The organism is Gordonia sp. PP30 (assembly GCF_023100845.1).
In the GTDB taxonomy this organism is placed as follows: domain Bacteria; phylum Actinomycetota; class Actinomycetes; order Mycobacteriales; family Mycobacteriaceae; genus Gordonia.
Genome location: NZ_CP095864.1, coordinates 2,600,063 through 2,619,770, shown reverse-complemented (window position 1 = coordinate 2,619,770; position 19,708 = coordinate 2,600,063). Strand labels below are relative to the sequence as shown.

The 19,708-nt window shown below is 69.7% G+C and carries 21 protein-coding genes; 10 read left to right on the top strand and 11 right to left on the bottom strand.

Going from position 1 to position 19,708, the window contains the following annotated elements; genetic code table 11:
• Positions 1-18: 18 nt before the first annotated feature.
• Both MYK68_RS12095 and MYK68_RS12090 read left to right on the top strand, forming a co-directional pair.
• The gene (locus MYK68_RS12095) at positions 19-957 is read left to right on the top strand and encodes an amino acid ABC transporter permease (RefSeq protein WP_247863944.1); all 939 of its coding nucleotides are present in this window, start codon (positions 19-21) and stop codon (positions 955-957) included.
• Positions 958-983: 26 nt separating this feature from the next.
• Complete coding sequence (locus MYK68_RS12090; RefSeq protein WP_247868037.1) at positions 984-1,736, top strand: amino acid ABC transporter ATP-binding protein; 753 nt, start codon at positions 984-986, stop codon at positions 1,734-1,736.
• Between the two features lie 112 nt (positions 1,737-1,848).
• On the opposite strand, the gene MYK68_RS12085 is transcribed toward MYK68_RS12090, so the two are convergent.
• The gene (locus MYK68_RS12085) at positions 1,849-2,412 is read right to left on the bottom strand and encodes a DUF1990 domain-containing protein (protein WP_247863943.1); all 564 of its coding nucleotides are present in this window, start codon (positions 2,410-2,412) and stop codon (positions 1,849-1,851) included.
• A complete protein-coding gene (locus tag MYK68_RS12080) occupies positions 2,409-3,248 on the bottom strand; it encodes a class I SAM-dependent methyltransferase (protein ID WP_247863942.1) in 840 nt (279 codons plus the stop codon). Before MYK68_RS12080 ends, MYK68_RS12085 begins: the two co-directional genes overlap by 4 nt.
• A gap of 127 nt (positions 3,249-3,375) precedes the next feature.
• Between MYK68_RS12080 and rpsA the strand changes: the two genes are divergently transcribed.
• Positions 3,376-4,833 (top strand): 30S ribosomal protein S1, encoded by a 1,458-nt coding sequence (gene rpsA, locus MYK68_RS12075; RefSeq protein WP_247863941.1) that lies wholly within the window; start codon positions 3,376-3,378, stop codon positions 4,831-4,833.
• 227 nt (positions 4,834-5,060) lie between these two features.
• On the opposite strand, the gene coaE is transcribed toward rpsA, so the two are convergent.
• Together coaE and MYK68_RS12065 are read right to left on the bottom strand one after the other, a co-directional pair.
• Positions 5,061-6,008, bottom strand: a complete 948-nt coding sequence (gene coaE / locus MYK68_RS12070) for a dephospho-CoA kinase (protein ID WP_247863940.1) — start codon at positions 6,006-6,008, stop codon at positions 5,061-5,063.
• Positions 6,009-6,029: 21 nt separating this feature from the next.
• The gene (locus MYK68_RS12065; protein ID WP_247863939.1) at positions 6,030-6,788 is read right to left on the bottom strand and encodes an IclR family transcriptional regulator; all 759 of its coding nucleotides are present in this window, start codon (positions 6,786-6,788) and stop codon (positions 6,030-6,032) included.
• A gap of 79 nt (positions 6,789-6,867) precedes the next feature.
• Here MYK68_RS12065 and MYK68_RS12060 point away from each other — a divergent pair, with 79 nt between their 5' ends.
• The 3 genes from MYK68_RS12060 to dmpG are packed head-to-tail and all read left to right on the top strand — an operon-like array spanning position 6,868 to position 9,674.
• Positions 6,868-7,680, top strand: coding sequence for a 2-keto-4-pentenoate hydratase (locus tag MYK68_RS12060; RefSeq protein WP_247863938.1), 813 nt, complete (start codon positions 6,868-6,870; stop codon positions 7,678-7,680).
• Positions 7,673-8,629, top strand: coding sequence for an acetaldehyde dehydrogenase (acetylating) (locus tag MYK68_RS12055; protein WP_247863937.1), 957 nt, complete (start codon positions 7,673-7,675; stop codon positions 8,627-8,629). The genes MYK68_RS12060 and MYK68_RS12055 overlap by 8 nt, the downstream gene beginning before the upstream one ends.
• A gap of 1 nt (position 8,630) precedes the next feature.
• Complete coding sequence (dmpG, locus tag MYK68_RS12050) at positions 8,631-9,674, top strand: 4-hydroxy-2-oxovalerate aldolase (RefSeq protein ID WP_247863936.1); 1,044 nt, start codon at positions 8,631-8,633, stop codon at positions 9,672-9,674.
• Here dmpG and MYK68_RS12045 read toward each other — a convergent pair whose 3' ends face one another.
• Positions 9,675-10,226 carry an SWIM zinc finger family protein gene (locus MYK68_RS12045; protein ID WP_247863935.1) on the bottom strand — a complete coding sequence of 184 codons (552 nt, stop codon included), beginning with the start codon at positions 10,224-10,226 and terminating at the stop codon, positions 9,675-9,677.
• Positions 10,223-11,950, bottom strand: a complete 1,728-nt coding sequence (locus MYK68_RS12040) for a DEAD/DEAH box helicase (RefSeq protein WP_502798332.1) — start codon at positions 11,948-11,950, stop codon at positions 10,223-10,225. Before MYK68_RS12040 ends, MYK68_RS12045 begins: the two co-directional genes overlap by 4 nt.
• A gap of 136 nt (positions 11,951-12,086) precedes the next feature.
• On the opposite strand from MYK68_RS12040, the gene MYK68_RS12035 reads away from it, so the two are divergent.
• Together MYK68_RS12035 and MYK68_RS12030 are read left to right on the top strand one after the other, a co-directional pair.
• Complete coding sequence (locus MYK68_RS12035) at positions 12,087-12,884, top strand: TetR/AcrR family transcriptional regulator (protein WP_247863933.1); 798 nt, start codon at positions 12,087-12,089, stop codon at positions 12,882-12,884.
• Positions 12,885-12,973: 89 nt separating this feature from the next.
• A complete protein-coding gene (locus tag MYK68_RS12030) occupies positions 12,974-13,132 on the top strand; it encodes a hypothetical protein (RefSeq protein WP_247863932.1) in 159 nt (52 codons plus the stop codon).
• A 10-nt stretch (positions 13,133-13,142) separates the two neighbouring features.
• On the opposite strand, the gene MYK68_RS12025 is transcribed toward MYK68_RS12030, so the two are convergent.
• The 3 genes from MYK68_RS12025 to MYK68_RS12015 all read right to left on the bottom strand — a co-directional run bounded on the left by MYK68_RS12025 (position 13,143) and on the right by MYK68_RS12015 (position 15,111).
• Complete coding sequence (locus MYK68_RS12025; protein ID WP_247863931.1) at positions 13,143-14,042, bottom strand: LppU/SCO3897 family protein; 900 nt, start codon at positions 14,040-14,042, stop codon at positions 13,143-13,145.
• A gap of 96 nt (positions 14,043-14,138) precedes the next feature.
• Positions 14,139-14,612: a ribonuclease FAU-1 family protein gene (locus tag MYK68_RS12020; RefSeq protein ID WP_247868036.1), complete on the bottom strand. Its 474-nt coding sequence runs from the start codon at positions 14,610-14,612 to the stop codon at positions 14,139-14,141.
• A 58-nt stretch (positions 14,613-14,670) separates the two neighbouring features.
• Entirely contained in the window at positions 14,671-15,111 is a 441-nt protein-coding gene (locus MYK68_RS12015) for a VOC family protein (protein WP_247863930.1), read from the bottom strand.
• Positions 15,112-15,222: 111 nt separating this feature from the next.
• Here MYK68_RS12015 and MYK68_RS12010 point away from each other — a divergent pair, with 111 nt between their 5' ends.
• Complete coding sequence (locus MYK68_RS12010) at positions 15,223-16,440, top strand: hypothetical protein (protein WP_247863929.1); 1,218 nt, start codon at positions 15,223-15,225, stop codon at positions 16,438-16,440.
• Here MYK68_RS12010 and MYK68_RS12005 read toward each other — a convergent pair whose 3' ends face one another.
• Together MYK68_RS12005 and MYK68_RS12000 are read right to left on the bottom strand one after the other, a co-directional pair.
• Positions 16,441-16,893 (bottom strand): nitroreductase family deazaflavin-dependent oxidoreductase, encoded by a 453-nt coding sequence (locus tag MYK68_RS12005; RefSeq protein WP_247863928.1) that lies wholly within the window; start codon positions 16,891-16,893, stop codon positions 16,441-16,443. It lies immediately after the preceding gene.
• A gap of 55 nt (positions 16,894-16,948) precedes the next feature.
• Positions 16,949-17,362 carry a QcrA and Rieske domain-containing protein gene (locus MYK68_RS12000; protein WP_247863927.1) on the bottom strand — a complete coding sequence of 138 codons (414 nt, stop codon included), beginning with the start codon at positions 17,360-17,362 and terminating at the stop codon, positions 16,949-16,951.
• 131 nt (positions 17,363-17,493) lie between these two features.
• On the opposite strand from MYK68_RS12000, the gene uvrB reads away from it, so the two are divergent.
• Positions 17,494-19,647, top strand: a complete 2,154-nt coding sequence (gene uvrB, locus MYK68_RS11995; protein WP_247863926.1) for an excinuclease ABC subunit UvrB — start codon at positions 17,494-17,496, stop codon at positions 19,645-19,647.
• Positions 19,648-19,708: the final 61 nt, after the last annotated feature.

The window sequence follows — 19,708 nt, the reverse complement described above, 5'->3', positions numbered from 1 at the left end:
CTCGCGAGGGGAGCGCCGATGAGCGCAGAGAAGCCGGCCGGTGACGTCGCGGTGACCGGCGGCGATCCGGCCCCGATCAAGGCGGTGCCGCTGCGTCATCCCGGGCAGTGGATCGCCGCCGCGGTGATCCTGGTGCTGGTCGGGTTGTTCGTCTATGGTGCCGCCACCAACGACGCCTACAAGTGGCACACCTACGCGCGGTACCTGTTCGACACCCGGATCATCGAGGCCGCGGGCTGGACCCTGGCCCTGACGGTGTGCGCGATGGTGATCGGCGTGGTCCTGGGCGTGATCTTCGCCGTCATGCGACTCTCGCCGAACCCGGTGCTGCGGACGGTCGCGTGGGTGTACCTCTGGGTCTTCCGCGGCACCCCGGTGTACGTGCAGCTGGTGCTGTGGGGCCTGTTCGGCTCCATCTACAAGCAGATCGACCTGGGCGTTCCGTTCGGTCCGCAGTTCTTCCACATCGACGTGCAGTCGCTCAACGCGGCGTTCCTGTTCGCCATCATCGGCCTGGGCCTGAACGAGGCGGCCTACATGGCCGAGATCGTGCGCGCCGGCATCTCGTCGGTCGGCGAGGGGCAGATGGAGGCCTCGGTGGCGCTCGGCATGACCTGGTCGCAGACCATGCGCCGGGTGGTGCTGCCGCAGGCCATGCGGGTGATCATCCCGCCGACCGGCAACGAGCTGATCAGCATGCTCAAGACGACGTCGCTGGTCACCGCGGTGCCGTTCTCGCTGGAACTCTACGGCCGCTCGCGCGACATCTCCGGCGTCAACTTCCAGCCGATCCCGATGCTGCTCGTCGCGTCCACCTGGTACTTGGCCGTGACCAGCCTGCTGATGATCGGCCAGCACTATCTGGAGAAGCACTACTCGAAGGGCGCCAGCCGCATGCTCAGTGACCGTCAGCTCGAAGAGCTCGCGCAGGCCGAGACGTTGGAGGGCGGCCGATGAGCACCGCACACGACGCCGGCTCGGCGATGGTGTCCGCGGAGGGCGTCTGCAAGAGCTTCGGTGCGCTGCAGGTGCTGCGCGGCATCGATCTGCAAGTCGCCCACGGCGAGGTGGCGTGCCTCATCGGGCCGTCCGGTTCGGGCAAGTCGACGTTCCTGCGCTGCGTCAACCACCTGGAGAAGGTCAACGCCGGCCGGCTGCGGGTCGACGGCGAGCTGATCGGCTACCGCGAGCGCGCGGGCAAGCTGTACGAGATGAGCCCGAAGGACGCCGCCCGCCAGCGCCGCGACATCGGGATGGTCTTCCAGCACTTCAACCTCTTCCCGCACCGCACAGTGCTGGCGAACGTGATCGAGGCGCCGATGCTCGTCAAGGGCACGTCCCGCGATGAGGCCGTCGCCCGCGCCGAGGACCTGCTGTCCAAGGTCGGGCTGGCGACCAAGGCCGACGCCTACCCGGCGCAGCTGTCGGGTGGCCAGCAGCAGCGCGTCGCCATCGCCCGCGCGCTCGCCATGGACCCCAAGCTGATGCTGTTCGACGAGCCGACCTCCGCGCTCGACCCCGAACTCGTCGGCGACGTCCTCGCCGTCATGCGCGACCTCGCCAAGGCCGGCATGACGATGCTGGTCGTCACGCACGAGATGGGCTTCGCCCGCGAGGTCGCCGACCAGCTGGTGTTCATGGCCGACGGCAAGGTCGTCGAACGCGGTGACCCGCGCGAGATGCTGGAGAACCCCCGGCACGACCGCACCAAGACCTTCCTGTCCAAGCTCCTGTAGGCCGTCGCCGGACGCGACAACCGGCCATTGACCGCGACAGCCGGCGAGGAAGCGACATGCGCGGTCGTCGCGTCGACACGAGGTGTCGCGCCTGTCCGACGGCTGTCGCGAACTATGTCGGCGACGGTGCGACGATCAGCGAGCGCGCGTACCGGTCGGTGACCACTCGCTGCACGAACCGCGCGACCGGTGCGCCGAGGCGAGCCAGACGCGAGACGTGGCGGGAGAATCCGGTCAGCTCGAACCGGACGGTCCCGTCCTCGTCGAGGGCGACGGCGAAACGCTCCTCACCGCACTCGGGGTGGCCGGGCAGCGTGCCGTAGGAGAACGCCCGCAGCGACGGCGCCTCGGTCACGTCGAGCACCCGGACCGGTCCGGTCATTCGCAGCGGGCCCACCCCGACGCCGACGGTCGCGACCGCGCCGGGAGCGATACGCGGCGACGACGCGCACACCCGGATCCCGGAGCGCAACTGCACCTGCCAGGTCAGCAACGCCTCGCCGGCCGTCGCGAAGGCGTCGTCCCCGTGCCCGATCACCACGCAGCGGTACAGCCCGTGGAAACCGGTGGGAACCGCGCCGCCGCACGCGGCGCCCACCGCGGAGTAGGTGAACGGCGCGGCACCGAGGGCGCGGACCCGGTCCGGCCCGAGCGTTCCCGGGCGGCGGGTCGTCACCGCGGCGCCTCCGGCTTGTGGCAGCAGAAGATCGCGGTGCCGGGGAAGTACGACCCGCGCAGCGGAGACCACTGACCCCACTCGTCGTCGAGATCCTCCGGCCACTCCGGCTCGACGATGTCGTCGAGTACCAGCCCGGCGGCGACGATCTCCCGGACGCGGTCGCCCATGGTGCGGTGGTGCTCGACGTAGCTGACGCCGCCCGCGTCGTCGGTCTCGGAGTACGGCGTGCGGTCGAAGTACGACATCTTCACCACCAGCCCCTCCGGTCCGGGATCGTCGAGGAACATCCACCGCATCGGATGGTTGGTGGCGAAGACCCAACGACCGCCGGGCCGCAACACCCGCGCGACCTCGCGCATCACCCGCGCCGAATCGGCGACGAAGGGAACGGCACCGAACGCCGAGCAGGCGAGGTCGAACGACGCGTCGGCGAAGGGGAGTCGCTCGGCGCCGGCGAGGACCAACCGAACGCGGTGGGCGTCGCGGCTCATCGCCGTCACCGCGTGCGCCAGCATCCCCGTCGACACGTCCAGGCCGACGACGTCCGCGCCGCGGGCGGCCAGCCAGCGCGCGCAGGGTGCGGCGCCGCACCCGATCTCCAGCACCGCGCGCCCGGCGACGTCGCCCAGCAGGTGGACGTCGTCCTCGCGGAGTCGTTCGGGGCCCCACACGAAGTCGCCACCGGGGACGTCGTTGCCGAGGAAGACGCCGTGCTCGGCCTGGTAGTCGTCGGACTCGGCATCCCACCACGACCTGCTCGCCGATTCGCTGGTGGCCGAATCGATGGCGCCCAGGACACGCGGCGGGCGGGCGGGGGCGGGATCGGTACTCATCGGGACCGATCCTAGTGCCCGGCCCCATTTGTGCAGTTCATCCCGGGGGAGTAACCTTGCTGGGTGCGTGTGTTCGATTGCACGCACTCCATCCACTACTACATACCTGTCCGGAGCCACTCAACACATGTCGTCCCCCACGATCACCTCGCCGCAAGTAGCCGTCAACGATATCGGCTCGGCTGAGGACTTCCTCGCTGCCATCGACTCCACGATCAAGTACTTCAACGATGGCGACATCGTCGAAGGCACCATCGTCAAGGTCGACCGTGACGAGGTTCTGCTGGACATCGGCTACAAGACCGAGGGTGTCATCCCCTCGCGTGAGCTGTCCATCAAGCACGATGTCGACCCGAGCGAAGTCGTCGAGGTCGGCGACGAGGTCGAAGCACTTGTTCTCACCAAGGAGGACAAGGAAGGCCGCCTCATCCTGTCGAAGAAGCGCGCTCAGTACGAGCGTGCCTGGGGCACCATCGAGGAGCTCAAGGAGCGTGACGAGGCCGTCAAGGGCACCGTCATCGAGGTCGTCAAGGGCGGCCTGATCCTGGACATCGGCCTGCGTGGCTTCCTCCCGGCGTCGCTGGTGGAGATGCGCCGCGTGCGCGACCTGCAGCCGTACATCGGCAAGGAGGTCGAGGCCAAGATCATCGAGCTCGACAAGAACCGCAACAACGTGGTCCTGTCGCGCCGTGCCTGGCTGGAGCAGACCCAGTCCGAGGTCCGCAGCGAGTTCCTCAACAAGCTGGCCAAGGGTCAGGTCCGCAAGGGTGTCGTCAGCTCGATCGTCAACTTCGGCGCGTTCGTCGATCTCGGCGGCGTCGACGGCCTGGTGCACGTCTCCGAGCTGTCCTGGAAGCACATCGATCACCCGTCCGAGGTCGTCGCCGTGGGCGACGAGGTCACCGTCGAGGTGCTCGACGTCGACATGGACCGCGAGCGCGTGTCGCTGTCGCTCAAGGCGACGCAGGAAGACCCGTGGCGTCAGTTCGCCCGCACCCACGCGATCGGTCAGATCGTGCCGGGCAAGGTCACCAAGCTGGTGCCGTTCGGTGCCTTCGTCCGCGTCGAGGAGGGCATCGAGGGCCTGGTGCACATCTCGGAGCTGGCCGAGCGCCACGTCGAGGTGCCGGATCAGGTCGTCGCCGTGGGCGACGACGCGATGGTCAAGGTCATCGACATCGACCTGGATCGCCGCCGTATCTCGCTGTCGCTGAAGCAGGCCAACGAGGACTACACCGAGGAGTTCGACCCCTCGAAGTACGGCATGGCCGACAGCTACGACGAGCAGGGCAACTACATCTTCCCCGAGGGCTTCGATCCCGAGACCAACGAATGGCTCGAGGGCTTCGACGCGCAGCGTGAAGAGTGGGAAGGCCGCTACGCCGAGGCCGAGCGTCGCCACAAGATGCACACCGCTCAGATGGAGAAGTTCGCCGCCGCGGCCGCCGAGGCCGACAACGCGGGCGACTACTCCAGCTCGACCGGTTCGTCCTCGTCGTCCAGCAGCTCGGCTCCGGCCGGCGGCTCGCTGGCCAGCGACGAGCAGCTCGCCGCCCTGCGCGAGAAGCTGACCGGCGGCAACTGAGCGGTCCACAGCGCCCTGAGCCGTTGACCGCTCCCTGAGCTGTTAATCGCTCCCTGAGCCTGTCGAAGGGAGATCCCCCGCACCGAGAGATCGGTGCGGGGGATTTTCCGTCTCTCGTGCCAGTCGTCTCGTCGTCGCCCCACTCTGCTGAGTGAGCGACACCGAAGAAACCGGGCGACGCCCACTGAATCAGTGGGCAAGGAGCGACGCGAGGTCCGCTGGTCGGCTCAGTCCTCGACGCGCAGGTGGATCCGTACCGGGCGGCCCGGGTCGGCCGCGCCGTGCGTCCGCGCCGGGGTCACGCCGCCCTCGGCGTCGATCACCGGGAACCCGCCCGCGTGCAGCAGGCGCGCCGCCTCGTCCGCCGCCGCGTCGTCGGCGACGATCACCGCGACGTCGATCACCGGGGGAGCGGGGGTGCCGGGTTCGGCGGTCGGGCCGACGTGCTCGATCCGCTTCGCACCGGCCCCGAGGAGCGCCCACAGCCGGTTCACCACGCGCGTGCCGATCACCGCCCACGCCGGGTCGGCGTCGACCACGGCGGTCGGCAAGGGAGCGGCGACGCCGCGAGAGTGGTTCTCGCGCAAAGGAAGTACCCGATCGTTCCACACCTGTAGCGCCTGCTCGGCCAGTTCCTCCGGGGTGCCGGAGTTGTCGAGCCAGATGTCGGCGACGGCACGACGCTGCGCGTCGCTCGCCTGTGCCTCGATCCGCTTGCGGGCGTCGGCGTCGTCCATGCCCCGCAGCGACACCAACCGATGCAGCCGGGATTCGGCGTCCGCGTGCACGACGATCACCGCGTCGTAGAACGGGGCCATGTTGCCCTCGACGAGCAGCGGCACGTCGTGCAGGATCACCGCGTCCGCGGGGGCCGCCGCGGTCAGCTCCTGGGTGCGCGCGCCGATCAGCGGGTGGGTGATCGCGTTGAGCTTCTTCACGCCTTCCTCGTCGGCGAAGGCGCGGGCCGCCAGCGCCGGACGATTCAGCGCACCGTGTGAGTCCAGGATCTCCGGTCCGAAGGCGTCGACGAGGGCGGCCAGGCCGGGAGTTCCGGGCTCCACCACCTCTCGCGCGATGCGGTCGGCATCGATGTGGTGTGCCCCCTGGGCCACGAGAGTCTTGGCGACGGTCGATTTGCCGGCGCCGATGCCGCCGGTCAGTCCCACTCTGATCACACCTCCAGTGTGACAGGCAGCTCAGTCGCGCAGTGCGCGGCGCCGCGCCAGGGTGGCCGCGACCCCGCCGGCCGCGGCCCGGACCGCGTCGACGTGCTGCTCGGGGCGGAACCTGCGGAGCGGGCCGGTGGCACTGAGCGCGGCGATCACCGAGTTGTCCCGCACATCGAGGATCGGCGCGGATACGCAGGCGATCCCCGGCGTCGACTCCTCGTACTCGAACGCGACGCCGCGCTCGCGGACGGTGTCGAGCGCCGCGGACAGGAGTCCGGGGGCGACGATCGTCCGCGGCGTCCGCCGCTCCAGTGGCCCGGCGAGCACCTCCCGGCGCACTTCGGGTGTGGTGTGCGCCAGCAACGACTTGCCGATTCCGGTGCAGTGCAAGGGCATTCGGCCACCGGTGCGCGACGGCGCGTTCGCTTGGCGATGTCCGCCGATCTTCGCCACGTACATCACCTCGTGGCCGTCGAGGACGCCCAGATGCACGGTCTCGTGGGTGCGCTCGTAAAGGTCCTGAAGGAACGGCATGGCGATCTCCAGCAGGCCGCGTTCGACGGAGGCGCGCATGCCGAGTTCGAACAGCCCGCCGGACAGCCGGTAGCCGCCGTCCGTCCGGTCCAGCAGCCGGGCGTCGACCAGGTCACCGGCGAGACGGTGCGCGGTGGCCTTGTGCAGACCGGTGCGGCGCACGATCTCGGCGAGCGGCAGGTCGTGGTCGTCGACGTCGAACGCGTGCAGGATCAGCATCACCTTGCCGAGGACGCTGTCCGGAGTGCTCATCCGGTCCAGGATAGCGCCACGTCTCGCTGAACGAGACGGGATGCTTTCCCCGGGCGGCGGGGGAGAACACGATCGATACATGACGACAACCCACAGCGAGACGGCCGAGGCGCGAGCGGCCGACCGGCTGCTGACCGCACTGCGTACCGGGGTCGCGTGTACCCCGGTCCGTGACCTCATCGGCTCCGACGACCTGCCCGCCGCCTACCGGGTCCAGGAACGGCTCACCCGCGGCCGCACCGACGCCGGTGCGTCGATCGTCGGCCGCAAGATCGGGCTGACCAGCAAGGCCGTGCAGGAACAGATGGGCGTCGACCAGCCCGACTTCGGCGTGCTGTTCGACGACATGGCCTACGACGACGGTGCGCGGGTGCCGATCGGGCGGCTGCTACAGCCCAAGGCCGAAGCGGAGGTGGCGTTCGTGCTGAAGTCCGATCTCGCGGACGGGCCGCTCGACGTGGCGCAGATCGCCGCCGCCGTCGACTACGGCGTCGCCGCGATCGAGATCTGCGACTCCCGGATCGACGGCTGGGACATCGCCTTCGCCGACACCGTCGCCGACAACGCGTCGTCCGGCGTCTACGTGCTGGGGACCCGGCACCTGACCCTGGACGAGTTCACGCCGGTCGAGGTCGGCATGCGGATGCTGATCAACGGCGCGGAGGTCTCGACGGGCGACGGCGCCGCCTGCCTCGGCGACCCGCTCAACGCCGTCGCCTGGCTGGCCCGCGCCGCGCGTGATTTCGGCGAACCGCTCCGCGCCGGACAGGTGATCCTCTCCGGCGCCCTCGGCCCGATGCGGCCGCTGCGCCCCGGCGACGAGGTGGTCGTCGAGATCTCCGGCCTCGGCACCGTCCGCGCCACGTTCAACGAAGGAAATACCCATGACTGACAGAACCAAGGTCGCCATCATCGGCTCGGGCAACATCGGCACCGACCTGATGATCAAGGTGATCCGCACCGCCCAACACCTGGAGATGGGCGCGATGGTCGGCATCGATCCGGACTCGGACGGCCTGGCTCGTGCCCGTGACCTGGGCGTACCCACCACGCACGACGGCGTCGGGGGCCTGATCGCCATGCCGGAGTTCGCCGACATCGGCATTGTCTTCGACGCCACCTCGGCCTCCGCGCACGTCCGCAACGCGGCCGCGCTCGCCCCGCACGGCAAGCGGCTGATCGACCTCACGCCCGCCGCGATCGGCCCCTACGTGGTGCCCGCGGTGAACCTGAACGACCACCTGGACGCGCCGAATGTGAACATGGTGACCTGTGGCGGTCAGGCGACCATCCCGGTGGTCGCCGCCGTCTCGGCCGTGACGCCGGTGGTCTACGCCGAGATCGTCGCGTCGATCTCCTCCAAGTCCGCCGGTCCCGGTACGCGAGCCAACATCGACGAGTTCACCGAGACCACGTCGGGCGCCATCGAGCAGGTCGGCGGCGCGCGCAAGGGCAAGGCGGTGATCGTCCTCAACCCGGCCGAGCCGCCGCTGATGATGCGCGACACGGTCTACACGCTGGTCGAGGCACCCGACGAGGACACCCAGGAACAGATCCGGCTGTCCGTGGAGAAGATGATCGACGACGTCTCCGCGTACGTGCCCGGCTACCGGCTCAAGCAGAAGGTGCAGATCACCGAGATCCCCGAGTCGACCCCCATCGAGACGCTGCTCGCCGACGGAGAGGAGACCCGGCCAACACATCAGGTCTCGGTCTTCCTGGAAGTCGAGGGTGCCGCCCACTATCTGCCCGCCTACGCGGGGAATCTGGACATCATGACCGCGGCCGGTCTGCAGGTCGCCGAGCGGATCGCGGCCGGTGCCGCGGGCGAGGAGAACTGACATGGGAACCCCCATCTACGTGCAGGACGTGACGCTGCGCGACGGTATGCACGCCATCCGGCATCGGATCTCCACCGCCGACGTCGCGCGTATCGTCGCCGCCCTCGACGCGGCCGGTGTCGACGCGATCGAGGTGGCCCACGGTGACGGCATCTCCGGCGGCTCGGTGATCTACGGTCCCGGATCGCACACCGACTGGGAGTGGCTCGAGGCCGCGGCCGGCGCGATCCGTCACGCGCGCCTCACCACCCTCATGCTCCCCGGTGTCGGTACCGTCGCCGAACTCCGGCGCGCCTACGACCTCGGCGTACGGTCCGTCCGGGTCGCCACCCACTGCACCGAGGCCGACGTCTCGGCGCAGCACATCGGCGCGGCCAAGGAGATCGGCATGGACGTCTCCGGGTTCCTGATGCTCTCGCACATGAGTGATCCGGAGTCCCTGGCGCAGCAGGCGAAGCTGATGGAGTCGTACGGTGCGGACTGCGTGTACGTCACCGACTCCGGGGGGCGGCTCACCATGAACGACGTCGCCGCGCGCGTCCAGGCCTATCGTGACGTCCTCGACGAGAAGACGGAGATTGGCATCCACGCGCACGAGAACCTGTCGCTGTCGGTGGCGAACTCGGTGGTGGCCGTCGAGAACGGTGCCTTCCGCGTCGATGCCTCGCTGGCCGGGCACGGTGCGGGTGCGGGCAACTGCCCGATCGAGCCGTTCATCGCGGTGGCGAACCTGCTGGGGTTCGAGCATCGCTGCGATCTGAACGCCCTGGAGGACGCCGCCGACGACATCGTCCGCCCACTGCAGGACCGGCCGGTCCGGGTCGACCGGGAGACGCTGACTCTCGGTTACGTCGGCGCGTACTCGTCGTTCCTGCGGCACGCCGAGGCGGCCGCGGCCCGCTACGACCTCGACGTGCGCGACATCCTCACGATCTGCGGGGAGCGCCGACTGGTCGGTGGGCAGGAGGACATGATCGTCGACATCGCGCTCACCCTGGTGGCCGAGCGCGAGGCCGCACGGGAAGCGGAGCTGGAGAACGCCTGATCACCCGTAGAAGGACGCCGGGTCGAGGACGGTGAGCGGAGTCCAGCGCGGGACCGCGTCGCTGGGTGCTGCGCCGGGCCGGCCGGTCGCGGCGCTGTACCCGCGCAGTGACAGGGCCAGGCGCGGGTCCTCGTCGACCCGTCGCACGGTCTCGTAGAGGAGCGCGAGCACATGCACGCAGCGCGCCGACCGGGCGCGGCACGAGCAGTCGACGGCGGCCAGTTCCGGCGGGTCACCGGCGAGCGCCGCGTGCACCTCGTCGGTGAGGGCGGCCGTCGACGGGGCGCCGCCCACCCGCTCGGCCACCGCGCGCGCCGCGTCCCGGGGCATCGGTGCGAACTCGAGGTACGCGACGGAGGCAGCGCCGCCGCGGACGACGGTGCCGCGGACCAGCCGGTCCTCGCACTGCACCGCACTCATCGCGTTGCGCGCCAGGCTGCGGGCGCGCGGCAGCAGCGGCTCGGGCCGGGTGACCCGGGTGGGCTCAGCCAGTCGCAGGAAGTCGCGGCCCCAGCACGTGTACCCGAATTCGGCGGTCGTACCGGTCGTCATGCGGACTCCTCTCGATTTCGGCGCAGCGTCTCGAGGAGCCGTTCATCGGAGAGTCCGGTCAACGCGGCGAGTGCACTGGCGTCGGCGTCGAGGCTGAGCGCGGACTTGCGTCGGTGCATCGCCGCGATGTGTTCTTCGACGGTCCCGGCGGTGGTCAGCGTGGTGACGGTGACCACGCGATCCTGCCCGATCCGATGCACGCGGTCGGTGGCTTGCGCCTCGACCGCGGGGTTCCACCACCGGTCGAAGTGCACCACGTCCGCGGCGCGCGTCAGCGTGAGGCCGGTGCCGGCCGCCTGCAGGCCGGCGATCAGCACCCCGCAGCCGCCGCCGGCCTGGTAGTCGTCGACGATCTGGTCGCGCTCGGTGCGGGAGAGTCCGCCGTGCAGGAACGGCACCGGCGCGCCGAGCACCGCGCCGAGGTGGGCGCGCAGGAGTTCGCCGGTCTGCCGGTACTGGGTGAAGATCACCGTGGGGCAGTCGTTGTCGAGGTTCGTCACGATGATGTCGGTGCAGACGTCGAGTTTCCCGGAACGGCCCTCGATGGTGCCGCGGACCGGGCCGGCACCGAGCAGTGCGGGATGGTTGCACACCTGTTTCAGCCGGGTGAGGGCGGCGAGGATCGCGCCGCGGCGGGCGATGCCGGTACCGAATCCCGCGGCCTCGGCCTCGTCCAGGACGGCGTCGTAGAGCCGGGCCTGTTCGGGGGTGAGGTCGCATTCCACATCGCTCGCGATCTTGGGGCCGAGGCTGGCGGCGACGTCGGCCTTGGTGCGGCGAAGCACGTGGCTGGAGATCGCGTCGTGCATGCGCCGCTTGGCGTCCGCCGAACCGGCCGAGATCGGCTGCGCGTAGCGGCGCCGGAAGAGCGCACGATTGCCGAAGGCGGCCGGTGCGACCAGGTTGAGCAGCGCCCACAGCTCGTCGAGGTGGTTCTCCACCGGCGTACCGGTCAGCGCGATCCGTGCGTCGGCGGACAGTTCCCGCGCGGCCCGGGCCACCTGGGTCCGCGAGTTCTTGAGTGCCTGCGCCTCGTCGAAGACCACCCTGGCCCAGTGGTTCCCGGTGAGGGCGGCGGTGTGCCTCCGCAGCGCCGGATAGCCGGCGACGACGACGCCGGCCGGGCCGATCTCGGGCAGCGCCCCGCCGCGGTAGTCGACCGGTGCGAGACGGCCGGGCGCCCAGCGGCGAATCTCCCGCACCCAGTTGGTGACCAGGCCGGTCGGGCACACCACCAGCGCGGGTCCGCGCCCGGTGTGCGCCAAGTGCGCGATGGTCTGCAGTGTCTTGCCCAGTCCCATCTCGTCGGCGAGGACGCCGCCGCCCCTGTCGTCGGCGGTCACCTCGTCGAGCCAGGTGACGCCGCGCAACTGGTAGTCGCGCAGATCGGCGGTCACCAGATCGCGCAGCGCGAGTCCAGCGCTGCGGGTCGCGGTGAAGGTTGCGCGCGCGTACTCTGCGGAGACCACGGCGTCGCCGACGCTGTTGCACACCGCGTGGGCGGCGGTCGGCAGCGCGATCTCGGCGGCCGGGTCGTCACGCAGGGTGCGCCAGGCGATGATCGACGCGGTCGTGCCGTCCGGGAGTTCGTCGACGGAGACGACACGGCAGGGGAGCCGGCACGCTTCGAGTCGTGTGTTACGCCCGTGGCCGGCCGGCTGGGGCAGGTGCACCGTCGGTTGCTCGGCGCCGCCCGCTCCGGTGGCGGCGATCGGCGTCCACAGCGCGAAGGCGTGGCGCTCGGGCAGGTAGGTGGCGTGTTCGGGACCGGCGGATGCGGGGATGCGGCGCTCCTTCTCGACAGATACCGTAGGGTGTACGGCATTGATACCGTACACCCTACGGAGAGGACTGTCGAGAATGGCGGAGAGCGCCGACGACGTGCGGCGGATCGTCGATCTGCTGTGGGGTGCGGCCCGGGCGGACGAGACGCCGGCGCCCCGGCCGGGGCCGCGGCAGCGGTCGAGCGTGCGCGAGGTGGTCGCCGCGGCGATCGGTATCGCCGACGCGCACGGACTGGCGGAGCTGTCGATGCGGACCCTCGCCGCGCGGGTCGGGCTCCGTCCGATGGGGCTGTACACCTACGTGCCGAACCGCGAGGTGCTGCTGGCGCTGATGGTCGACGCGGTGGCCGCCGAGGACGGACCGATCCGTGCGGAGACGGGTCTGGCGGAGTGTCTGCGGGCGGTCGCCGGACAGTACCGGGACGAACTGCTGGCGCATCCGTGGCTGCTCGGAGTGCCGGCCTGGCGGCCGGTGCCCGGCCCCGGATCGTCGCGGCGCTACGAGCGGCAGCTGGTCGCGATCACGGAAGCCGCCGCGCGGGAGGGCATGGTCTTCGGCGACGTCGAACTGGACGCGGTGGTCGCCGCCCTGCGGGCGTTCGCGATGGGGAACGCCCGCTCACGGATCGATCAGCGTGCGGCGCACCGGGATTCGGGGATGACCGACGCGCAGTGGTGGGCCGTCGCCGGGCCACGGCTGGCTGAGTCGATGCCCGCGGGGGACTACCCGGTCTCATCCCGTGTGGGCAGCGTGGTCGGCGAACTCTTCGCCGGGCCGGGCGATGCCGACCATGCCTATGAGTTCGGGCTCGGCCGGCTGATCGACGGCATCGTCGCCGGTGCCCGCAGATCGGCGGAGACCGGTCCGGAGTAGACGGCGATGCGTGGCTTCCGTCAGCCGGCATCGGTGCGGTTCGGCACGTTCGCGGAGTCGACGTACGGGCGATCTTGTAGCGCACCGTCATGATCGACGACGCTTCCGCGCACGACACGGTCTTCGGATCGATGCCGACGGCGACCGTGGACTCCTCTTCGCAGGTGCCGGCCCGGTACACCTACTCGGAGACCGAGCAGGTGTATCGGGCGGCCTCGCACGCATCGCGCGAGGTGGAGAACGCCTGAGCGCCGCGGGTCAGCGCTGCCAGATGTAGTCGCCGAGGATCTCGGCGCAGAACCCGATGGGCCGGGCCGGATCGGTGTGGATCAGATGGCTGATCTTCTTCTGCTTGTCGGGATCGGAGCAGCGGGGAACCTGCTGGCTGTCGACACGTTCGGTGATCTGGTAGCGGATCGTCATCGCGCCGGAGCTCTGATCGCACGACACCTCCTTCAGGTCGATGCCGAGCCCCAGCGTGGACTCCTCGTAGCAGGTGCCGACGCGGTAGTTCGCGATCAGGCAGAGCGCCTTGTCGGTGCCCGAGCCTCCGTATTCGGTGTAGTAGTACTCGTAGCCGGCGGTCTTGCAGGCGTCGCTGGTGGGCTGCTTGTCGCCGACGATGAACGAGACGGCGCTGGTGTCGGCGCAGTCGATGGCGGTCACGTCGGTGTTCATCTCCGTGCCGTTGACGCGGACGCAGTCGCCGATCGCGGTCCGATCGACCGCCGACGACGGGGTGGCGGTCGCGGAGGTGATGGCGTCCGAGACCGAGTTCGCCGCGCGGCCGATGAAGGCGAGGGCGCCGATCGCGACGATCGCCACGACGAGGACGACGCCGACGACGAGCGCGACGATCAGCGGCGTGCGCGACTTCTTCGGCGGGGCCGGCGGCATCGGGGCGTACCCGGGTCCGGCCGGATACGCGTAGCCAGGTCCCGCCGGGGCGGCGCCGGGCGCGGCGATCGGCGGGTACGGCGCGGCCGGAACCTGGCCCGCCGGATACTGGCCCGCGGGACCGGCGCCCGCCGGACCGGGGTACGGCGCACCGGTCGCCGGGCCGGCGTCGTACTGACCGGGAGGCTGCTGCTGATCGAACTGCTGGGGCTGCTCGGGGGCCGAATCGTCGCCGATGGGTTCGGTCGGGGGTGTGGTCATCGGTGCTCCCGGTTTCCTGCATGTGTACGGATATTCGGGGAAAGTCTGTCATACCGGCGATGACGGGCACCCGGAGCCACCGGCGGCCGCCCGGTGTCAGGCGCGGTCGAGCCAGCGCATCCGTTCGCCCGCCTGCTCGTCGAGCCAGTCCTGGATCCCGCCGGTGCGGGCGGCGCCGGCCAGGGCCCGGACGGCGATCTCGGTGGCGGACGTCGCCTCGCCGGTGGTGACCAGGCCCGCGGCGTGGGCCTCGAAGAGTTCGTCGACGTCGATCAGCGCCAGGGGAGTGCCCGGCACGTCGACCAGATCGAGATACCAGTCGACGGCGTGCCACCGCCCGTCGTCGTCCGGTCCGGAGAATCGGCCGACGTCGAGGTAGAGGCGCTGGCCGGAGCGGTAACCCTCGGTGAAATGGAAGATGTTGGCGCGCAGCCCCAGTGACGGCAGCAGCCAGCTCTCCAGATGGCTGAACCGAGGATGGTCGGCGGTGCGGGACATGTAGAGGCCGTAGAGCGTCTCGCGGTAGTCGAGGACCGGGCGCACGAATCCCTTGTTGTCGGTGTTGGTCATCGCGGGCACGTCGAACACCTCCCGCTTGGGCGGGTGGACATGCGCCGGGGGCGCGGATTCAGACACCGGTGATCTCGCCGTCGGCGTCGACCGTGAACGCCGGGTTGTAGACGAAGTCCCAGCGGAAGCCGTCCGGGTCGGCGACGCACGCGCTCACCCCGCCCCACTCCTGCCGTTTCGGCGCGCCGATCGATGTGGCTCCGGCGTCGAGGGCGCGGTGATACAGCTTGTCCACGTGCTCGGCGGCGGAGACGTTGTGCCCCAGCGACATCGGTGGCGCGAGCGGCCCGTGCCCCACGTCGCCGTACTCGCCCGGCATCGACTCGATGTTCCAGAGAGCGAGGAGCAGTCCGTGCCCGGCCTGGACGAACGCGATCTCGTCGCCCATCCGGCTGACGGGCCGGAATCCGAGACCCTCGGTGTAGAAGCGGGTAGCGGTCTCGACGTCGCGCACGCCGAGTGTGACGGCCGTGACGTGGGGAATCGGGGTGCCGGTCATGGCCTCACCCTATGCCGCCGGTACGACGGTCGCGACCGATCGGAACGTCCGCCGAAGCATGCTCTCATGCTTTATTGACAATATTTTTCATTGAAGTGTTCACTGTGCGCCATGCGAAACACCTCAAAACTCATGATCGTCTCGTCCGCGGCGTTACTGGCACTCGTCGCTTGCTCCAGCGACGACGGGAAGGCCGACTCCGCGAGCCAGTCGGCGAGCAAGCCGGTCGAACAGCGAAAGGCCACGCCGCGCCTGGTGCTCACCTACGACGGCGGCCTCAACGTGATTGACGCCGACACCCTCGATTCGGTCTCCGACATCCCGGTCGACGGGTTCACCCGTGTCAACGACGCCGGCAATGGGCGCTACGTCTTCGTCTCGACCTCCAACGGGTTCCAGTTGCTCGACGCCGGCACCTGGAGCGAACCGCACGGCGATCACTCGCACTACTACACGGCCGCGCCGAAGATGACCGACCAGTCCTTCGGTGGCGAGAAGCCCGGTCATCTCGTGGTGCACGACGGCCGGACCACCCTGTTCAGCGACGGCACCGGCGAGGTCGAGATCCTCGACTCCGCCAAGATCGGTTCGGACGACGCCATGATCAGCAAGTTCACCGTGCCTGCGCACCACGGCGTGGCCGTCGCCCGCGCGGACGGATCGGTGATCGTGTCGCAGGGCGATGCGAAGACCCGCACCGGGGTCATCATCCGGGACGCCTCCGGCAAGACGATCGCGAGCAACGATCAGTGCCCGGGACTGCACGGTGAGGCGGCCGCGCAGGGCGGTGTGGTCAGCTTCGGCTGCGAGGACGGCATCCTGCTGGTGCAGGGTGAGCAGATCACCAAGGTGAAGGCCGCCGACCCGTACGCCCGCATCGGCAACCAGGCCGGCAGCGAGGTGTCGCCGATCGTCATGGGCGACTACAAGACCGAGAAGAACAACGAGCACGAGCACCCGAAGAAGTTCTCGCTGACCGACACCCGCAGCAAGACCATCAAGGTGGTTGACATCGACACCACCTACAGCTTCCGCTCGCTCGGCCGCGGTCCGGCCGGCGAGGCGCTGCTGCTCGGCGCGGACGGCAAGCTGCACGTCTTCGATGCCGAGAGCGGTCAGGAGAAGGCGGCCTACCCGGTGATCGATCCGTGGACCGAGCCGGAGAACTGGCAGGATCCGATGCCCGATCTGCACGTGATCGGCTCCACCGCTTACGTCAGTGATCCGGCCAAGAAGCGGGTGCTCGCGGTGAGCCTGCACGACGGTGCCGTGCTCGCCGAGCACTCCACCGGCAAGGAAAACTTGGAGATGACCGGCGTCACCGGCTGATCATCGGCCGCCGGGCAGCAACTCGAACACCGGGTGGCGCCCGGCTTCCGCCTCGAACTCGGCGAGGGGCGCCTCCGGAGCGGCGGTGAAATAGTCGCGCGGCGGACCGGTGATCGCGAGGTAGTCCTTCAGGATCGGCGCGGCCTCCGCGGGATCGGTGACCTCCCGGATCCTGAGTTCGCTGTTCTCCCCGCGCCGCCGGATACGGACCGTACCGGCGGCGCGGGCGTTGTGCACCCAGCCGACCGGGCCGTACGGGGCCACCAGCCAGCGGCGGCCGTCACGTTCGACGAGGGTGACCGGGTGACTCCGCGGCGTCCCGCTCTTCCGGCCGACGGTGGTGAGCATGTAGGTGTGCGGTATCAGACCGGTCCGGACGAGAGGCGGCATCACCTTCTCGCCGACCCGGCGGAGCGTGGTCATCTCGAACTCACGGAGTTGTCCGTCGGTCATGGTCCCATTGTCCGGGCGCGGGGCGGCCCGGGCCAGGGTCGCAGGTACCGCCTCGTCAAGCCCGGACGATGTCGGTGCCGTCGACCCGGATCGGCACCGAGGTGAGGTTCGACGCGGCCGGCCCCTGCGTCACCTCGCCGGACAGGTCGAATCGGCTGCCGTGGCACGGGCAGGCCAGCCCGGCGCCCTCGGCCGCGACGGCGCACCCCGCGTGCGGGCAGGTGCGGGCGAAGGCCTTGTACTGGCCGGCGACGGGCTGGGTCACCACGATGTCGCCGGTCACCACACCGCCACCGACCGGCACCTTGTCGGTGGTGGTGAGCGCGGTGCCCGGAGTCTCGGTGGTCTTGGGCTTGGTCGCGGCCTGCCGGGCGTCGCCGCAGGCGGCCGCGGTGAGGGCGACGGCGCCGACCGCGGTGCCGGTCAGAACGGTACGGCGGGCGACGGGTGTGGAGACGGGCTGATCCATGGTCGATCGTCCTTCGGTCGGTGCGGGGCTGTGCGCATCCATTGTCGCCGCCGAACCTGCCAGTCGCCTGGGAAGCGCTCACGGAGCGCTGGTCACCCGGCGTTGTCGGTACTGCCGGATACCCTGGTCTCATGGCATTTGCAGCGGAACAGCCGATCGTCGCGCATTCGGAATACCGCCCCATCGGGGAGGTGGAGCGCAGCGCCGCGGCCTTCGAGGTGATCAGCGAACTCGAGCCCGCGGGCGACCAGCCCACCGCGATCGCCGACCTGGAGCAGCGGCTCACCGCGGGCGAACGCGACGTGGTCCTGATGGGTGCCACCGGCACCGGCAAGTCGGCGACCACCGCGTGGCTCATCGAGAAGATGCAGCGGCCGACGCTGGTGATGGCGCCCAACAAGACTCTCGCGGCCCAGCTCGCCAACGAGCTGCGCGAGATGCTGCCGAACAACGCCGTCGAGTACTTCGTCTCGTACTACGACTACTACCAGCCCGAGGCGTACATCGCGCAGACCGACACCTACATCGAGAAGGACAGCTCGATCAACGACGATGTCGAGCGCTTGCGGCACTCGGCCACGTCGAGCCTGCTGTCCCGGCGCGACGTCGTGGTGGTGGCCTCGGTGTCATGCATCTACGGCCTGGGCACCCCGCAGAGCTATCTGGACCGGTCGGTGGAGCTGTCGGTGGGGGAGACCGTCGACCGCGACGCCCTGCTGCGGCTGCTGGTCGACATCCAGTACAACCGCAATGACGTCGCCTTCACCCGCGGCAGCTTCCGGGTCCGTGGCGACACCGTGGAGATCATCCCGTCGTACGAGGAGCTCGCGATCCGCATCGAGTTCTTCGGTGACGAGGTGGAGGCGCTCTACTACCTGCATCCGTTGACCGGCGACGTGATCCGCCGGGTCGACAGCCTGCGCATCTTCCCGGCGACGCACTACGTCGCGGGTCCCGAGCGGATGGCCCGGGCCATCGACGGCATCGAGAAGGAGCTGGAGGAGCGGCTGACCCAGTTCGAGGCGCAGGGCAAGCACCTGGAGGCGCAGCGACTGCGGATGCGCACCAACTACGACATCGAGATGATGCGCCAGGTCGGCTTCTGTTCGGGCATTGAGAACTACTCGCGGCACATCGACGGCCGCGGTGCGGGCAGCGCGCCGGCCACCCTCATCGACTACTTCCCGGACGACTTCCTCCTGGTGATCGACGAGTCCCACGTGACCGTGCCGCAGATCGGCGCGATGTACGAGGGCGACATGTCGCGCAAGCGGAATCTGGTCGAGTTCGGTTTCCGGCTGCCGTCGGCGGTCGACAACCGGCCGCTCACCTGGGATGAGTTCGTCGACCGCGTCGGCCAGACCGTGTACCTGTCGGCCACGCCCGGGCCGTACGAACTGGGGCAGTCCGGCGGCGAATTCGTCGAGCAGGTGATCCGGCCGACCGGTCTGCTCGACCCGAAGATCGTCGTCAAACCCACCAAGGGCCAGATCGACGACCTGGTCGGCGAGATCCGCGAACGGTCCGAGCGGAACGAGCGCGTGCTGGTCACCACGCTGACCAAGAAGATGGCCGAGGACCTCACCGACTACCTGCTCGAACTCGGTGTCCGCGTCCGCTACCTGCACTCCGAGGTCGACACCCTGCGGCGCGTCGAACTGCTGCGTCAGCTGCGCAGCGGCGAATACGACGTGCTGGTCGGCATCAACCTGCTGCGCGAGGGACTCGACCTTCCGGAGGTCTCGCTGGTCGCGATCCTGGACGCGGACAAGGAGGGCTTCCTGCGCAGCACCACGTCGCTGATCCAGACCATCGGCCGCGCGGCCCGCAACGTGTCCGGCGAAGTGCACATGTACGCCGACAAGGTGACCGACTCGATGCGCAACGCGATCGACGAGACCGATCGGCGACGCGCCAAGCAGATCGCCTACAACACCGAGAAGGGCGTCGACCCGCAGCCGCTGCGGAAGAAGATCAACGACATCCTCGACCAGGTGTACGCCGAAGCCGAGGACACCGTGGAGATCGGCGGCTCCGGCCGCAACGCCAGCCGCGGGCGGCGTGCCCAGGGCGAGGTGTCCAAGGCGGTCAGCGCCGGGGTCTACGAGCAGCGGGACACATCGTCGATGCCGCGCGCCGAGCTTGCCGATCTGGTGCAGGAACTGACCGAGCAGATGATGACCGCGGCCCGGGATCTGCAGTTCGAGCTGGCCGCGCGGCTGCGCGACGAGATCTCGGATCTGAAGAAGGAACTGCGCGGGATGGATGCGGCGGGGATCAAGTAGCCGTAAGTTACCGGCGTGGCAAGGTATCTTCTAGGACACTGCCCTTCAGGTCGGAGACGCC

What these genes read in the sequence shown, in the direction of transcription:
- MYK68_RS12020 (WP_247868036.1), bottom strand. Translation starts at nt 14,612, where the DNA reads ATGACCAACACCGACAACAAGGGATTCGTGCGCCCGGTCCTCGACTAC.
- MYK68_RS12055 (WP_247863937.1), top strand. Translation starts at nt 7,673, where the DNA reads ATGACTGACAGAACCAAGGTCGCCATCATCGGCTCGGGCAACATCGGC.
- dmpG (WP_247863936.1), top strand. Translation starts at nt 8,631, where the DNA reads ATGGGAACCCCCATCTACGTGCAGGACGTGACGCTGCGCGACGGTATG.
- rpsA (WP_247863941.1), top strand. Translation starts at nt 3,376, where the DNA reads ATGTCGTCCCCCACGATCACCTCGCCGCAAGTAGCCGTCAACGATATC.
- MYK68_RS12035 (WP_247863933.1), top strand. Translation starts at nt 12,087, where the DNA reads ATGGCGGAGAGCGCCGACGACGTGCGGCGGATCGTCGATCTGCTGTGG.
- uvrB (WP_247863926.1), top strand. Translation starts at nt 17,494, where the DNA reads ATGGCATTTGCAGCGGAACAGCCGATCGTCGCGCATTCGGAATACCGC.
- MYK68_RS12005 (WP_247863928.1), bottom strand. Translation starts at nt 16,893, where the DNA reads ATGACCGACGGACAACTCCGTGAGTTCGAGATGACCACGCTCCGCCGG.
- MYK68_RS12010 (WP_247863929.1), top strand. Translation starts at nt 15,223, where the DNA reads ATGCGAAACACCTCAAAACTCATGATCGTCTCGTCCGCGGCGTTACTG.
- MYK68_RS12025 (WP_247863931.1), bottom strand. Translation starts at nt 14,042, where the DNA reads ATGACCACACCCCCGACCGAACCCATCGGCGACGATTCGGCCCCCGAG.
- MYK68_RS12080 (WP_247863942.1), bottom strand. Translation starts at nt 3,248, where the DNA reads ATGAGTACCGATCCCGCCCCCGCCCGCCCGCCGCGTGTCCTGGGCGCC.
- MYK68_RS12065 (WP_247863939.1), bottom strand. Translation starts at nt 6,788, where the DNA reads ATGAGCACTCCGGACAGCGTCCTCGGCAAGGTGATGCTGATCCTGCAC.
- MYK68_RS12060 (WP_247863938.1), top strand. Translation starts at nt 6,868, where the DNA reads ATGACGACAACCCACAGCGAGACGGCCGAGGCGCGAGCGGCCGACCGG.
- MYK68_RS12095 (WP_247863944.1), top strand. Translation starts at nt 19, where the DNA reads ATGAGCGCAGAGAAGCCGGCCGGTGACGTCGCGGTGACCGGCGGCGAT.
- MYK68_RS12090 (WP_247868037.1), top strand. Translation starts at nt 984, where the DNA reads ATGGTGTCCGCGGAGGGCGTCTGCAAGAGCTTCGGTGCGCTGCAGGTG.
- MYK68_RS12000 (WP_247863927.1), bottom strand. Translation starts at nt 17,362, where the DNA reads ATGGATCAGCCCGTCTCCACACCCGTCGCCCGCCGTACCGTTCTGACC.
- MYK68_RS12030 (WP_247863932.1), top strand. Translation starts at nt 12,974, where the DNA reads ATGATCGACGACGCTTCCGCGCACGACACGGTCTTCGGATCGATGCCG.
- MYK68_RS12015 (WP_247863930.1), bottom strand. Translation starts at nt 15,111, where the DNA reads ATGACCGGCACCCCGATTCCCCACGTCACGGCCGTCACACTCGGCGTG.
- MYK68_RS12045 (WP_247863935.1), bottom strand. Translation starts at nt 10,226, where the DNA reads ATGACGACCGGTACGACCGCCGAATTCGGGTACACGTGCTGGGGCCGC.